14 protein-coding genes are annotated in these 14,343 nt (G+C 63.9%); 7 read left to right on the plus strand and 7 right to left on the minus strand.

Annotated elements, in window-relative coordinates; genetic code table 11:
• Positions 1-72: 72 nt before the first annotated feature.
• The 6 genes from exbB (at position 73) to AERO9A_RS21355 (ending at position 6,934) form a co-directional block, all read left to right on the plus strand.
• Complete coding sequence (gene exbB, locus AERO9A_RS21330; protein ID WP_159973887.1) at positions 73-1,185, plus strand: tonB-system energizer ExbB; 1,113 nt, start codon at positions 73-75, stop codon at positions 1,183-1,185.
• Between the two features lie 3 nt (positions 1,186-1,188).
• Positions 1,189-1,608, plus strand: a complete 420-nt coding sequence (gene exbD / locus AERO9A_RS21335; protein ID WP_159973888.1) for a TonB system transport protein ExbD — start codon at positions 1,189-1,191, stop codon at positions 1,606-1,608.
• Positions 1,605-2,345, plus strand: coding sequence for an energy transducer TonB (locus AERO9A_RS21340; protein WP_372239690.1), 741 nt, complete (start codon positions 1,605-1,607; stop codon positions 2,343-2,345). The genes exbD and AERO9A_RS21340 overlap by 4 nt, the downstream gene beginning before the upstream one ends.
• Before the next feature lie 87 nt (positions 2,346-2,432).
• Entirely contained in the window at positions 2,433-3,359 is a 927-nt protein-coding gene (locus AERO9A_RS21345; protein ID WP_159973890.1) for a hydrogen peroxide-inducible genes activator, read from the plus strand.
• 7 nt (positions 3,360-3,366) lie between these two features.
• Complete coding sequence (gene recG, locus AERO9A_RS21350) at positions 3,367-5,442, plus strand: ATP-dependent DNA helicase RecG (protein ID WP_159973891.1); 2,076 nt, start codon at positions 3,367-3,369, stop codon at positions 5,440-5,442.
• A gap of 91 nt (positions 5,443-5,533) precedes the next feature.
• Positions 5,534-6,934, plus strand: a complete 1,401-nt coding sequence (locus AERO9A_RS21355; RefSeq protein WP_159973892.1) for an aminoacyl-tRNA deacylase and HDOD domain-containing protein — start codon at positions 5,534-5,536, stop codon at positions 6,932-6,934.
• 15 nt (positions 6,935-6,949) lie between these two features.
• Here AERO9A_RS21355 and AERO9A_RS21360 read toward each other — a convergent pair whose 3' ends face one another.
• The 6 genes from AERO9A_RS21360 to AERO9A_RS21385 form a co-directional block, all read right to left on the minus strand.
• Positions 6,950-7,702 carry a hypothetical protein gene (locus tag AERO9A_RS21360; RefSeq protein ID WP_159973893.1) on the minus strand — a complete coding sequence of 251 codons (753 nt, stop codon included), beginning with the start codon at positions 7,700-7,702 and terminating at the stop codon, positions 6,950-6,952.
• Between the two features lie 58 nt (positions 7,703-7,760).
• Positions 7,761-8,153 carry a helicase gene (locus AERO9A_RS21365; RefSeq protein ID WP_159973894.1) on the minus strand — a complete coding sequence of 131 codons (393 nt, stop codon included), beginning with the start codon at positions 8,151-8,153 and terminating at the stop codon, positions 7,761-7,763.
• Between the two features lie 152 nt (positions 8,154-8,305).
• Positions 8,306-8,578 carry an HU family DNA-binding protein gene (locus tag AERO9A_RS21370; RefSeq protein WP_159973895.1) on the minus strand — a complete coding sequence of 91 codons (273 nt, stop codon included), beginning with the start codon at positions 8,576-8,578 and terminating at the stop codon, positions 8,306-8,308.
• A 185-nt stretch (positions 8,579-8,763) separates the two neighbouring features.
• Positions 8,764-9,912, minus strand: coding sequence for an NAD(P)/FAD-dependent oxidoreductase (locus tag AERO9A_RS21375; protein ID WP_159973896.1), 1,149 nt, complete (start codon positions 9,910-9,912; stop codon positions 8,764-8,766).
• Between the two features lie 82 nt (positions 9,913-9,994).
• Positions 9,995-10,162: a rubredoxin gene (locus AERO9A_RS21380; protein ID WP_159973897.1), complete on the minus strand. Its 168-nt coding sequence runs from the start codon at positions 10,160-10,162 to the stop codon at positions 9,995-9,997.
• A 108-nt stretch (positions 10,163-10,270) separates the two neighbouring features.
• On the minus strand, positions 10,271-11,764 hold the full coding sequence (locus tag AERO9A_RS21385) for an acetyl-CoA hydrolase/transferase family protein (protein WP_159973898.1): 1,494 nt from the start codon (positions 11,762-11,764) through the stop codon (positions 10,271-10,273).
• 331 nt (positions 11,765-12,095) lie between these two features.
• Here AERO9A_RS21385 and AERO9A_RS21390 point away from each other — a divergent pair, with 331 nt between their 5' ends.
• Positions 12,096-12,956, plus strand: a complete 861-nt coding sequence (locus AERO9A_RS21390; protein WP_159973899.1) for a DMT family transporter — start codon at positions 12,096-12,098, stop codon at positions 12,954-12,956.
• A gap of 20 nt (positions 12,957-12,976) precedes the next feature.
• Here the strand turns inward: AERO9A_RS21390 and AERO9A_RS21395 are convergent, their stop codons facing one another.
• Entirely contained in the window at positions 12,977-14,317 is a 1,341-nt protein-coding gene (locus tag AERO9A_RS21395) for a hemolysin family protein (protein WP_159973900.1), read from the minus strand.
• Positions 14,318-14,343 lie beyond the last annotated feature (26 nt).

The following is a 14,343-nucleotide window of genomic DNA, read 5'->3' on the forward strand; positions in this document are numbered from 1 at the left end:
GCAATACTAATAGCCTTTGCCCGCCAACGCCCGCCGACGGGTGATAACGCAATTCATCGTTCAGGTCCGACCATGAAACCCATTGCACCCAACGCCAAGCCCTCCTCGCCTTTCCGTCGCGCCCAAGCGCTGGCAGTACTCCTGTTTAGCCTGGCATTGCTGCCAGGTACTCAGGCGCTGGCCGAAGAGTCCAGCAGCGCCCCGGCAACGACTGCCGCAGCCGCCCCAGCAGATAGCAACGCGCCCCTGGCATCGCTGCAAACGGCCCTGCCAGCCGGTAACGAGGAGCTGAACAGCAAGCTGCAGGCACTCGGCCCACAGGCCACACCGGAGCAAATCCGCGAAACTACGCGCCAGACACTGACCGCCCAAGGCGTGCCCAGCGCGCAGATCGAAGAAACCCTGGCCGCGATCGACCCGCTGCTCACCCCCTCCAACGACCTGGACAGTGCGGCCAACGGCGCTGAAGAAGAAGGCATGCTGGCCGGGCACGATCTCTCGCCCTGGGGCATGTACCAGAACGCCGATATCGTGGTGAAGTCGGTGATGATCGGCCTACTGCTGGCCTCGGTCCTGACCTGGACCGTGTGGCTGGCCAAGAGCGTCGAGCTGATCCGCGCCAAACGCCGCCTGAGTCGTGAGCTGCCAACCCTGAAAGCCTCGCGCACCCTCAAGGAAGCCGGCAACAGCATGAATGGCGAAGCCTGCATCTCCCATCGTCTGGTGCAAGATGCGCTGGAGGAAGTGAAACTCTCCGGTAGCGTGCGCGAGATCGACGGCATCAAGGAGCGCGTCAGCTTCCGTCTCGAACGCCTGGTAGCCGCCAGCGGTCGGCAGATGAGCCAAGGCACTGGCGTTCTTGCCACCATCGGCTCGACCGCCCCCTTCGTCGGCCTGTTCGGCACCGTCTGGGGCATCATGAACAGCTTCATCGGCATCGCCAAATCGCAGACCACCAACCTCGCCGTAGTCGCACCGGGTATCGCCGAAGCCCTGCTGGCTACTGCTCTGGGTCTGGTTGCGGCGATCCCCGCAGTCGTCATCTATAACGCTTTCGCCCGCGCCATCGCCAGCCACAAGGCTCAGGTCGCCGACGCCTCGGCGCAGGTGCTGCTGCTGGTCAGCCGTGACCTCGACCACCTGCCAGCCGAGCGCCAGGCTCCGCACATGGTCAAAGCGGGGTAAGCCATGGGCATCCATCTCAACGAAGGCGACGACCTGCAGGAAACCCACGAGATCAACGTCACGCCGTTCATCGACGTGATGTTGGTGCTGCTGATCATCTTCATGGTCGCGGCACCACTGGCCACCGTGGATATCAAGGTCAACCTGCCCGCTTCCACGGCCAAACCCGCGCCAAGGCCGGACAAGCCGATTTACCTCAGCATCAAGGAAGACCTCAGCCTGTACCTGGACAACGAGCAGGTCGCAGAGCAGCAGCTCGGCGCTACGCTGGACAAGCTGACCCAGTCCGACAAGGAAAAGACCATCTTCGTCCGTGGTGACAAGAAGGTCGATTACGGTCGCCTGATGGAAGTGATGGACGCCCTGCGCAGCGCAGGCTATCTGAAGATCGGCCTGGTAGGCCTGGAGACGGTCGGTAATTGATGGCCAACGTACGCAAGCTGTCCGGCTGGGGCCTCAGCCTGCTGGTGATCCTCGGCCTGCATGTGGCGGTCGGGCTGTGGATGATGTTTTGGACCGTCAAGGCGCAGCCGCTGGAGTTGCCGCCTGCCGCCATGATGATCGAACTGGAGCCGCTGCCGGCCCCCACTCCTGCGCCGACCCCACCGCCGGTGCAGGCGCCGGAACCAGAACCCGAGCCACAACCCAAGGTTGTCGAAGCGCCCAAGCCGCAGATCGCCCTGCCGCCCAAGCCAAAACCGAAGCCCAAGCCGCAACCGCCAAAACCCAAGCCGCCTGAGCCGAAACCGGTCAAGCCGCAGGAGAGCGAGAGCGTCAAGGAAAATGTCGCCCCCGCCAACGACAAGCCCAGCGAGAGCAAACCGGCCGCGCCGCAATTGGCTGCACCGAGTGTTCCGAGCGCAGCCGAACGCACCTGGCAGAGTGAACTGTTCAACCACCTGGCGCGTTACAAACGCTACCCGGAAGATGCACGCCGTCGCGGAATCAAGGGCACCAACCGCCTGCGTTTCGTGGTCGATGCCAACGGCATGGTGCTGTCCTACTCCCTGGTAGACAAAGCAGGCAGCGCCTCGCTTGACCGCGCCACGCTGCAAACCATTCGCCGCGCGCAACCGCTGCCGAAACCACCGGCAGAGCTGCTCAAGAACGGCACGCTGGAAATCGTCGCCCCCTTCTCCTACTCGCTGGAGCGGCGCTGACGAACAAGCGCCCCAGCACGCGGCTGCGGGCGCTTGGTTCCATTGACTACAGCCGCTATGCTTGCCGCAGCTCAATGGAAAAAGACTATGACCCTCACCGAATTGCGTTACATCGTCACCCTCGCTCAGGAGCAGCATTTCGGCCGCGCAGCCGAGCGCTGTCACGTTAGCCAGCCGACCTTGTCAGTGGGCGTGAAGAAGCTGGAGGACGAGCTCGGCGTACTGATCTTCGAACGCAGCAAAAGCGCCGTACGCCTGACTCCCGTAGGGGAAGGCATCGTTACCCAGGCGCAGAAGGTACTGGAGCAAGCCCAAGGCATCCGCGAACTGGCCCAGGCCGGCAAGAACCAGTTGGCCGCGCCGCTGAAGATCGGCGCCATCTACACAGTCGGCCCCTACCTGTTCCCTCACCTGATTCCACAGTTGCACCGGGTCGCCCCGGATATGCCGCTGTACATCGAAGAGAACTTCACCCACGTGCTGCGCGACAAGCTGCGCACCGGTGAGCTGGACGCCATCATCATCGCACTGCCCTTCCAGGAGGCCGACGTACTGACCAAGCCGCTGTACGACGAGCCCTTCTATGCGCTCTTGCCGGCAGGGCATCCCTGGGCAGCGCTGGAAAGCATCGATCCCAAGTTGCTCAACGACAAAAGCCTACTGCTGCTCGGCGAAGGCCACTGCTTCCGCGATCAGGTACTCGAAGCCTGCCCATCGCTGCGCAAGGGCAGCGATGATCCGGCCAAGCACACCACGATCGAGTCCAGCTCACTGGAAACCATCCGCCACATGGTCGCCTCAGGCCTTGGCGTATCGATCCTGCCGTTCTCGGCAGTGGACAGCCACCACTACGCACCCGGCGTGATCGAAGTACGCCCGCTCAGCGCGCCGACGCCATTCCGCACCGTGGCGATTGCCTGGCGCGCCAGCTTCCCGCGCCCCAATGCAATCGAGGTGCTGGCCGACTCCATCCGCTTGTGCTCAGTGGCCCGTCCGCAGGCCAAGAGCGCCTGAGGTCGGCGTGAGCGAGCTGGCAACGGTATCGGTCACCGCGCTCAAAGGCGTTGGCGCAGCCCTAGCGGAGAAACTTGCCAAGGTCGGTCTGGAAAACCTGCAAGACGTGCTATTCCACCTGCCGCTGCGCTACCAGGATCGCACCCGTATCACCCCCATCGGCGCGTTGCGTCCTGGGCAGGATGCGGTGGTCGAAGGCATCGTCGCCGGAGCTGACGTGGTCATGGGTCGGCGGCGCAGCCTGCTGGTACGTCTGCAGGACGGCAGCGGTACCCTGAGCCTGCGCTTCTTCCACTTCAGCCAGGCGCAGAAGGACGGCCTCAAGCGTGGCACCGCCCTGCGCTGCTACGGCGAAGTGCGCCCCGGTGCTACCGGCCTGGAGATCTACCACCCGGAATACCGCGCGCAGAACGGCGACGAACCCGCTCCGGTCGAGCAGAGTCTGACACCCATCTACCCGACCACCGAGGGCCTGACCCAGCAGCGCCTGCGCCAGCTCAGCCAACAGACACTGGCGCGCCTGGGGCCACACAGCCTGCCGGACTGGCTGCCCAACGAAATCGCCCGCGACTACCGCCTAGCGCCGCTGGATGAGGCCATTCGCTACCTGCATCGACCGCCACCGGATGCCGACGTCGAAGAACTCGCCGAAGGTCGCCACTGGGCGCAGCACCGCCTCGCGTTCGAAGAATTACTGACCCACCAGCTCTCCCTGCAACGCTTGCGCGAGCAGGTACGGCGCCAGCAGGCACCGGCCCTACCACCAGCACAGAAACTGCCACAGCTCTATCTGCAAAACCTCGGTTTCGCCCCCACCGGCGCCCAGCAGCGTGTAGGCGCCGAAATCGCTTACGACCTGGCGCAGAGCGAGCCCATGTTGCGCCTGGTGCAGGGTGACGTGGGAGCAGGCAAAACCGTGGTCGCTGCCCTCGCTGCACTGCAGGCGCTGGAGGCCGGCTATCAGGTGGCGCTGATGGCGCCGACCGAAATCCTTGCCGAACAGCACTTTCTCAACTTCAGCAAATGGCTGGCACCGCTCGGCCTGGATGTTGCCTGGCTGGCCGGCAAGCTCAAGGGCAAGGCGCGCGCAGCGGCGCTGGAGCAGATCGCGGGTGGCTGCCCGATGGTGGTTGGCACCCATGCGCTGTTCCAGGACGAAGTGAAATTCCAGCGTCTGGCCCTGGTGATCATCGACGAGCAACACCGCTTTGGCGTGCAGCAGCGCCTGGCACTGCGCCAGAAGGGCATCGACGGACGCCTCTGCCCGCATCAGTTGATCATGACCGCCACGCCCATCCCGCGCACGCTGGCGATGAGCGCCTACGCCGACCTGGACACCTCGATCCTCGACGAACTGCCTCCAGGCCGCACCCCAGTCAACACCCTGGTAATCGCCGACAGCCGCCGCGATGAAGTGGTCGAGCGGGTGCGCAACGCCTGCCAACAGGGTCGCCAGGCGTATTGGGTATGCACCCTGATCGAAGAGTCCGAAGAGCTCACCTGCCAGGCCGCCGAAACCAGTTTCGAGGAGCTCTCCGCTGCCCTGGGCGAACTGCGTGTCGGCCTGATCCATGGACGCATGAAAGCGGCGGAAAAAGCCGCGGTGATGGACGCATTCAAACAGGGGCACCTGCAACTGCTGGTGGCCACCACGGTGATCGAAGTCGGCGTCGACGTGCCCAATGCCAGCCTAATGATCATTGAAAACCCCGAACGCCTGGGCCTGGCCCAACTGCACCAACTACGTGGCCGCGTAGGCCGTGGTAGCGCCGCCAGCCACTGCGTGCTGCTCTACCACGCGCCACTGTCACAACTGGGCCGTGAGCGCCTGGCGATCATGCGCGAAACCACCGATGGCTTCGTCATCGCCGAGAAGGATCTGGAACTGCGCGGCCCTGGCGAGATGCTCGGCACGCGGCAAACCGGCCTGCTGCAATTCAAGGTTGCCGACCTGATGCGCGATGCCGATTTACTGCCGACGGTGCGCGATGCCGCACAGGCGCTCATGGAACATTGGCCACAACATGTGGCCCCATTGCTGGAGCGCTGGTTGCGTCACGGCCAACAATACGGTCAAGTATGAGCCAGAGCACAGGACAATCATCGTCAAGACTCAATGCGCAACGCCCTACTGGTTATACTCCAGATCAGATGCGCCAACGCTGGATACCCATATGACCGAAGCCGCCCTCGCCAACATCCCGCAGCCGCCCGCCGTCATCCTGCAGCTACTGGAGAAACTCAACCTGCCCTACCGCGTCTGCGCCGAGCGTCCGGGCCAGCCCGCCGAGGCACGCGTTCAGGCCGTTCTACTCGATGACGCCGTTGGCGCCCTACTGGTACTTTACCCGCGCAGCCATCTGCTCGACCTGGCCCGTCTGGCTGAACTCACCGGGCGCAAGCTCACCGCCGTCAAACCGGATCGCCTTGAGCGCATGCTCGGCAAACACAAGCTCGCCAGCCTGCCGGCGCTGCCAGCGCTGACCAGTTCGCCCTGCCTGTACGAAGAGCGCCTGTTGCAGGCTCCCAGCCTGCTGATTGAGTCTGGCCAGCCAGGCGTGCTGCTGGAAGTCCCCACGGATGCCTTCAAGACCCTGCTCAGCAAAGCCAGCGCCGCGCACTTCGGCGAGCCGGTCAGCGCCATCCGCCTGAACCTCGACCGCCCCGATGACGACCGTGCAGAAATCACCCAGGCCGTCCAGGCGTTCACCGCGCGCCGCATCCAGCAGCGCCTGGAAGAAACCATCGAGATCCCGCCGCTGCCGGAAACCGCACAGCGCATCATCAAACTACGCGTCGATCCCAATGCGACAGTCGACGATATTACCGGCGTGGTGGAAACCGACCCGGCTCTGGCCGCCCAGGTGGTCAGTTGGGCGGCTTCGCCCTATTACGCCGCCCCAGGCAAGATTCGCTCGGTGGAAGACGCCATCGTTCGCGTGCTGGGCTTCGACCTGGTGATCAACCTGGCCCTCGGCCTGGCGCTGGGCAAAACTCTCAGCCTGCCCAAGGATCAACCACAGCACGCCACGCCTTACTGGCAACAGGCGATCTACAGCGCTGCCGTGATCGAAGGTCTGACCCGCGCCATGCCCCGCGCACAACGCCCGGAAGCCGGGCTGACCTACCTCGCCGGGCTGCTGCACAACTTCGGTTATCTGGTGCTGGCGCACGTCTTCCCGCCGCATTTCTCGCTGATCTGCCGCCACCTGGAGGTCAACCCGCACCTGTCGCATAGCTATATCGAACAGCACCTGCTGGGCATCACCCGCGAGCAGATCGGCGCCTGGCTGATGCGCCATTGGGACATGCCTGAAGAACTGGCCTGCGCCCTGCGCTTTCAGCACGACCCAAGTTATGCCAGCGACAACGCCGTATTCCCCAATCTGGTGTGCCTGGCCGTCAGCCTGCTGCGTAATCGCGGCATCGGCGCAGGGCCGCAGGGAGAGATCCCTGGTGAGCTGTTCGAGGCACTCGGCCTGACTCGGGAAAAAGCCGAAGACGCGGTCAACAAGGTGCTCAGCGCCGAAGCCGCACTGCGCGAACTGGCCGCACAGTTCCAGCCGACACACTGAGTAGGTACTGGCGCCCTATGGTTGACCAACCATAGGGCGCAGCAACTGACGGCGCTCGGCGAATAACTGCGGCACCACCTCCAGACTGGTGCGAAACAGCAAACGTACGCTGGGCTGCTCGTAAAGGTCGGCATATTCAGCAAGCTGATCGCTAGGAATCTGGCGATAGGCATAGAGCATGAAGGACTCCACCGCCGACTCGCTGGAGCGCCGAATGGCTTCGGCCTGCGCCTGGGTTTGCTCCTGCAACGATTTCTCGTCCAGATTTTCACCGCGCGCACGCAACGCCAGTAGCGCCTGAGTCTTGCCCACCTCATAGCGCAGCAAGCTGGCCAAGTCGGTGGTATGAGTCGCCTGGTCGAGGCGCTGCACCAGATCCAGGCGAGCGCCACGCACAGGGTGTTGTTGCAGACGTTCGCGGTAGTCGCCCAAGGCCTCGGGATTCACGCCAACGGCGCGCTCGGCAGCCGTGAAGCGTTGCGCCAGCGCACCATCGAGCAGATCACGCACAGCCTGCATCTGTTCGCCATCGAAGTGTGGCGCGGTACGCTCAGCCAGCTCAAGGCAGAACGCAGCCCCTTCGAACAGCTCTTGCAGGAGTTTCTGCTGCCCCGGCTCCTGGCCCTGTTGCAGCATAGGCGCTGCTTGCTGGCAAAGGAGATCAATCCCCGCCAGTTCCAACAATGGCAGCAAGGCAGGCGCAGCAACAGGCTCGGCGCGCGCCAGAACGGCCGACAGCAGCAAGCAGGGCAACAGAAGCAGACGCATCGCCGGATTTCCACAGGAAGGTGCAGGCAGCCTAGCCAAAGCGCGAGGGCGCAGCCAGTCAGGCAGCTTTTTTCGCCGAATCGGGCTTTTTCGGCATGAGGTACTTGGTCAGGCCCTGGAACCACATGACCAGCGCCGGATTGCCTTGGATCTGGATGTTCTTGTCCTGAATACCCTGCATGAATGCCAGTTGCTTGTTCTTGGCAGTCATGGTGACGAAGCCGTAGGCGGCATCCTTGAAGCCGATGGCGAAGGCTGGGGCTTCAGCCGCGCCGCGCTGGCTGCTGACACGCTGGTTCTTGACGATGTAATGGCGCGCCAGCTTGCCGTCGAGGGTGTGCAACTGAAAGACCAGATCACGCCCCTCCAGTTGCTGCTGGAACGCTGGATTCTCACGACTGGCCTTGGCCATCAGCCGCCCCAGCATCCACAGAAGGAAACGAAATTTCATGCACAAGCCCCATGTTCGAAGAGGATGGGCGCGCATTGTAGTGGTTTTCTCGCAGGACTACAGCCTGTCCAAGGCACGCCCCTGAAACGACACGCCCCGCAAACGCCCCCTGCGAAACAGAGGCCGGTTGCGGGGCGTGCAGTGAACGGCGCTTAGTTGACGGCGTCTTTTAGCGCCTTGCCCGGCTTGAAAGCAACGGTATTGCTGGCTTTGATCTTTACCGGCTGACCGGTTTGCGGATTTTTGCCTGCACGAGCACCGCGATGGCGCTGGATAAATGTGCCAAAGCCCACCAACGTCACACTGTCCTTGCGGTTCAGCGCATTGGTGATTTCTTCGAGCACAGCGTTGAGTACACGATTGGCCTGATCCTTGGTTAGATCAGCCTTTTCAGCGATGGCGGCGGCGAGTTCCGGTTTACGCATAAATGCCTCTTTGACGGTTTTTTGTTGTTGTGTCCGTGCTGCTCTTAGAACAGCGCCCAAGGCGCCGCAACAGCTCTGCGCTGCGGCAGACTCGGGGAGAATGGCATGCCCGCTGGCACCGCGCCAGTGCTGCGGGGTGCTTTACAGGCAATTTTTCGTGGCGTATCCGACAGAACGCGACACAATCACGCCAATAACGCTGGTAGCTCCTTGTTCAGCGCCAGTTTTGCCTGCACTGCCGCACCGGTCAGGGCATAGCCAAGCAGGGCGCCATCGGCATCGCGGCACAAGGCCTTGATATCGGCGCCCTCGCCTTCAACCGTCCACTCACCCTGGCGGCCAAAGGGCGGCGGCGACACCACCAGCGGGCAGGCCGGCGTCTTCACCGTCACCGGCATGGGGCCGTAAGCCACAGCCGTCGGCTCGCCAACCAGGGTCTTGGCCAGGGCGCGGGCACAGCTCATCAGCGGCATGACGTAGAGCAGGTTGAGGCCATCGACCTCGGCGCAGTCGCCCAGGGCGAAGATGTTGGTGTGGGAGGTGCGTAACTGCCGGTCGACCATCACCCCGCGGTTGATATCCAGCCCCGCCGCAGCAGCCAGCGCGGTGCGTGGACGCAAGCCAACGGCGGACACCACCAGATCGCAGTCGATCAGCGTGCCATCGGACAGATGCGCCTGCAGCCCTTCGCCCTGCTGCTGCAGGCTGGCCAGGGTTGGGCCTAGGTGAAAACGTGCGCCCAGCCCTTGCAAACCGGCCTGCACCGCCGCCGCAGCCGCCGCTGGCAGCAGTCCGGGCATCACCTGCTCGCTGGGCGCCACCACGTCCACCTCAAGGCCTCCCAGGCGCAGATCGTTGGCAAATTCACAGCCGATCAGACCGGCTCCTAAAATCAGCACACGCTGCTTACCAACAGCCGCCGCACGGAAGCGCGCGTAGTCTTCAAGGTCGTTGATGGAGAAGATGGCGTCCTCAGCATCACCGGCCACCGGCACGCGAATCGGTTCAGCGCCCCAGGCCAGCACCAAATCGCGGTACGGCACCGCTTCTTCACCAATCCACAGACGCTGGTGGCCGGGATCGATGCCGGTGATGCGGGTATGGGTACGAATTTCGGCATTGAGCTGCTCAGCCATGGCACCGACCTCAGCCATTACCAGACCGTCAGCATCCTTGTTCTTGCCGAAGCCGGTGGACAGCATCGGCTTGGAATAGGAGCGCCCGTCATCGGCGCTGATCAGCAGCAGCGGCGTCTGGCTGTCGAGCTTGCGCCATTCCTTGGCCAGGTTATAACCGGCCAAGCCGGTACCGACGATGACGACAGGTGCACTCATACGCTGCTTCCTCGCTACAAAAACGACGCGACGGCCTGCTGGCCGTCGTTATTGTCCGCTGTTCACGCCTGCTGATAGGCGCTTAGGCTATTTCGATCATCTCGAAATCCGCCTTGCCCACGCCGCAATCGGGGCAGAGCCAGTCGGCGGGCACGTCTTCCCAGGCCGTGCCAGGGGCGATGCCCTCGTCAGGCAGGCCCAGGGCCTCGTCGTAGATGAAACCGCAGACGATGCATTGCCACTTGCGCATGGATCGGCCTCCCGAAAGGCTGGCGAGCAACACCCTACTGGATCAGACGCCAACTGGCCAGACGCACGCCGAGTAGCCAGTGACAGGGGTACCAGCCAGCATAGGCCATCAACTGGCGAGCATACGCCCGGTTTCGTCCAGATTGATGTGCCACTGCAACGCTTCGCGCAGGATATGTGGCGTATGGCCGCCACGCTGGCACGCACGCTCGAAGTAATCGTTCAGCGCAGCGCGAAAATCCGGGTGCACGCAGTTGTCGATGATCACCCGAGCCCGCTCGCGTGGCGCCAGCCCGCGCAGGTCAGCCAGGCCCTGCTCGGTGACGAGGATGTCGACATCATGCTCGCTGTGGTCGACGTGGCTGACCATCGGCACCACGCTGGAAATCGCCCCGCCCTTGGCCATGGACTTGGTGACGAAGATCGCCAGGTGGGCGTTGCGGGCGAAATCGCCGCTGCCGCCGATGCCATTCATCATCCTGGTGCCACCCACGTGGGTGGAGTTGACGTTGCCGTACAGGTCAAACTCCAGCGCCGTGTTGATGCCGATGATGCCCAGACGCCGCACTACCTCGGGGTGGTTGGAAATCTCCTGCGGGCGCAGTACCAGCCGATCCTTGTAGCGCTCCAGGTTGCCGAATACATCGGCATTGCGCCGCGCCGAGAGGGTGATCGAGCTGCCCGAGGCGAAGGCCAGCTTGCCGGCGTCGAACAGGTCGAAGGTGGAGTCCTGCAGCACCTCGGAGTACATGCTCAGGCCCTCGAACGGCGAGTCGATCAGGCCGCACATCACCGCGTTGGCGATGGAGCCGATGCCGGCCTGCAGCGGGCCGAGGCTGTTGCTCATGCGCCCGGCGTCCACTTCGCGCTTGAAGAAGGCGATCAGGTGGTCGGCGATGGCCTGGGTTTCGGCGTCCGGCGGCAGCACGGTGGAGGGTGAGTCCGGCTGCTCGCTGATGACGATGGCGACGATCTTCTCTGCCGGAATCGGAATCGCCGTGGCGCCGATGCGGTCGTCCACGCGGGTCAGCGGGATCGGCGTGCGCGTCGGCCGGTAAGTGGGGATGTAGATGTCGTGCAGGCCTTCGAGGTTGGGGTTGTGCGCCAGGTTGATCTCGACGATCACGCGCTCGGCGAAGATGGCGAAGCTGGCCGAGTTGCCCACCGAGGTGGTCGGCACGATATGCCCCTGCTCGGTGATGGCCACCGCCTCGATCACGGCGATATCGGGCTTCTTGAGCTGGTGGTTACGCAGTTGCTCGACGGTTTCCGACAGGTGCTGGTCGATGAACATGACGCGCCCGTCGTTGATCGCCCTGCGCAGCGTGGCGTCGACCTGAAACGGCATGCGCCGCGCCAGCACACCGGCCTCGGTCAGTTGCTTGTCGAGGTCGTTGCCCAGGCTCGCGCCGGTCATCAAGCTGATGCTCAGCGGCTGCTGGCGCGCGCGTTCGGCCAGCGCCAGCGGCACCGCCTTGGCCTCGCCTGCGCGGGTGAAGCCACTCATGCCGACGGTCATGCCGTCCTCGATCAACGCGGCCGCTTCAGCCGCCGTCATTACCTTATCCAGCAGCGCAGGCAGCCGCACACGATCACAATGCATCGCAAGAACCTCAACGGGTCGGGTCACGGAAAGTGCGGCAGTCTAGGCCCGCAGACGCCTCCCGCATGCTCGACCAAGGTCGCATTGATGGCTCTAGGGCGGGCCTTTCGTCGGATTTTTCGCCGCCCGCACCAAAGCCAAGCACCTGCATGACTTTGGTGCGCGGCAAGAGAGCAGCGCGCCGGTACTCTCCCCAATCCATGCGTTTGAGCGCGACTGGCACCGGACTTGCTGCCCGAAGTCATTCGGCTCGGACATCTGATGGCACCTCGGGCCTCATCGATAAACAGATGCCAGGCCGCCACTGACGGCGCCTGGATGGGAGATTGGGATGCGACCGGAAGTCGTTCTGCTACTGGGCGCCAGTTTCTGGGGCCTAGGCTGGATACCCCTGGAACACCTGGCCGCACAGGGCCTGTCCGGCATGCCCGTGGTGGTCTACACCTACAGCCTGCTGTGCCTGCTCGCCATGCCGGTATTGCTGATCCAGCGGCACGCCTGGTGGCCGCAGCGCCGCGCCCTGGCCGTGGTCTGCCTGTGTGGCGGCTGGGCAACCGCCGGGCTGGTTGGAGCGCTGTCCGAAGGCGACGTGGTGCGCGCCATGCTGCTGTTTTACCTGGCACCGGTCTGGAGCCTGCTGGGCAGCCGTCTGCTGCTCGGCGAACAGCTCACTGCCAGCCGTATCGGTGCCGTGCTGCTGGCCATGTTCGGTATCGCCCTGACCCTGGGCATCGATGCCGATACCTTCCGTCCGTTGCAGGGGAGCGACTGGCTGGCGCTGTCGGCGGGCATCGCCTTCGCTGCCAACAACCTAGCCACCCGCTCAGCAGAGCAGGTGCCGCTGGCCAGCAAGGCGCTCGCCGCCTTCATCGGCGCAGCAATTACCGGCGGGCTGTTCTGTCTGCTGCAGAAGATCGCCTTGCCTGCGGTGGCGCCAGGGCAATGGCTGCAACTGGGCCTGTTCGGGCTGTTCTGGCTCACTGCCATGAGCGCCGCGCAATATGGCTTCAGCCACGTCGACGCCAGCCGTGCAGCCGTGCTGGTGCTGGTCGAGCTGGTGGTCGCCGTGCTCACTGCGGCTGCCTTTGGCGAGCGTCAACTCGGCCCAGGGGAGTGGTTCGGCGGCGCTCTGGTACTGACCGCTGCGCTGCTCGCAGAGCGGCCATCGCGCCCTCGCTCGGCGTTGGCCTGAAGCAACAGATTGGCGAGGCCTCAGTCGAGCTTGAGCACCTTGGCCAGCACCACCTTCGGCCCCTTCATCTTCTTGACGATGATGCGCAGGCCGTCGGTCTCCAACACCTCTTCTTCCTCGGGCATGCGCTTGAGGCTGTCGTAGATCAGCCCGGCGAGGGTCTCGGCCTCGATGTGGTCGAGGTCGACACTGAGCAGGCGCTCGATCTTCGCCAGTGGCGTATCACCACGCACCAGCAGCTTGCCCGGCTGATAGGCGAGGATGCCGCGCTCGGCCTTGCGGTGTTCGTCCTGGATGTCGCCAACCAGGGCTTCGAGCACGTCCTCCATGGTCAGGTAACCGATCACCTTACCATCGGCCTCCTCGACCAGGGCGAAATGCGCGCCGCCCTGGCGGAAGCGTTCGAGTAGTTGCGACAGCGGCAGGTGGCGGCTGACCCGCTCCAGCGGGTGCATCAGTTCGCCCAGCTTGAGCGCCGAGGGCAACATCTCCAGCAGCGACAATTGCAGCAACAGATCCTTGATGTGCAGCACGCCGACGAACTCGCCCTTGCTCTCGTCGAAGATCGGGTAGCGGCTGTACTTGTGCCGACGGAAGGTGGTGAACACCTGATCGAGGCTGGCGTGGAGTTCGAGGAAGACCAGGTCTTCGCGCGAGTTGGCCCAGTCCACCACCTCCAGCTCGCCCAGTTCCACGGCCGAAGCCAGCACGCGCAAATCCTGATCGTTGTCGGCGCTGGCGCGGCTGGAATGCAGAATCAGCTTCAGTTCGTCACGGCTGTAATGGTGTTCGTGGTGCGGCCCCGGCTCGCCTTGCCCGGCAACGCGCAAAATGGCGTTGGCGCTGGCATTGAGCACGAAGATCGCCGGGTACATCAGCCAGTAGAAGGCGTACAACGGCGCCGCCGTCCACAGCGAGAGCATCTCCGGCTTGCGGATCGCCCAGGACTTGGGCGCCAGCTCACCGATGACGATGTGCAGGTAGGAAATGATCGCGAACGCGGTGAAGAAAGCGATGCCGTGCACCAGTTGTGGCGATTCGATGCCCAGCGCGCCGAGCAGCGGTGTGAGCAACTCGGCGAAGGCTGGCTCGCCAACCCAACCAAGCCCCAGCGAGGCCAGGGTGATGCCCAGTTGGCAAGCCGAGAGGTAGGCATCCATCTGGTTGTGCACGGTGCGCAGGATGCGCCCGCGCCAGCCGTGGGCCTCAGCCAGGCTGTCGACCTTGGTGGCACGCAGACGGACGATGGCGAACTCGGCGGCGACGAAGAAGCCGTTGAGCAGAACCAGGAACAGGGCGAACAGCATGAGGCCAAAGTCGGCCAGGTATGTGGAGGCGGAGAGACTCGTGGAGGGGTCCATGGATATCGGGCTTGGCCAATGATCGG

This window comes from Pseudomonas sp. 8Z (assembly GCF_902506535.1).
Classification (GTDB): Bacteria; Pseudomonadota; Gammaproteobacteria; order Pseudomonadales; family Pseudomonadaceae; genus Aquipseudomonas.

Bases quoted from the DNA above. Each gene is read 5' to 3' on its own strand.
- AERO9A_RS21375 (WP_159973896.1), bottom strand. From the start codon at position 9,912: ATGAGTGCACCTGTCGTCATCGTCGGTACCGGCTTGGCCGGTTATAAC.
- AERO9A_RS21360 (WP_159973893.1), bottom strand. From the start codon at position 7,702: ATGCGTCTGCTTCTGTTGCCCTGCTTGCTGCTGTCGGCCGTTCTGGCG.
- AERO9A_RS21370 (WP_159973895.1), bottom strand. From the start codon at position 8,578: ATGCGTAAACCGGAACTCGCCGCCGCCATCGCTGAAAAGGCTGATCTA.
- AERO9A_RS21380 (WP_159973897.1), bottom strand. From the start codon at position 10,162: ATGCGCAAGTGGCAATGCATCGTCTGCGGTTTCATCTACGACGAGGCC.
- AERO9A_RS21395 (WP_159973900.1), bottom strand. From the start codon at position 14,317: ATGGACCCCTCCACGAGTCTCTCCGCCTCCACATACCTGGCCGACTTT.
- AERO9A_RS21355 (WP_159973892.1), top strand. From the start codon at position 5,534: ATGACCGAAGCCGCCCTCGCCAACATCCCGCAGCCGCCCGCCGTCATC.
- AERO9A_RS21385 (WP_159973898.1), bottom strand. From the start codon at position 11,764: ATGCATTGTGATCGTGTGCGGCTGCCTGCGCTGCTGGATAAGGTAATG.
- AERO9A_RS21345 (WP_159973890.1), top strand. From the start codon at position 2,433: ATGACCCTCACCGAATTGCGTTACATCGTCACCCTCGCTCAGGAGCAG.
- exbB (WP_159973887.1), top strand. From the start codon at position 73: ATGAAACCCATTGCACCCAACGCCAAGCCCTCCTCGCCTTTCCGTCGC.
- AERO9A_RS21390 (WP_159973899.1), top strand. From the start codon at position 12,096: ATGCGACCGGAAGTCGTTCTGCTACTGGGCGCCAGTTTCTGGGGCCTA.
- exbD (WP_159973888.1), top strand. From the start codon at position 1,189: ATGGGCATCCATCTCAACGAAGGCGACGACCTGCAGGAAACCCACGAG.
- AERO9A_RS21365 (WP_159973894.1), bottom strand. From the start codon at position 8,153: ATGAAATTTCGTTTCCTTCTGTGGATGCTGGGGCGGCTGATGGCCAAG.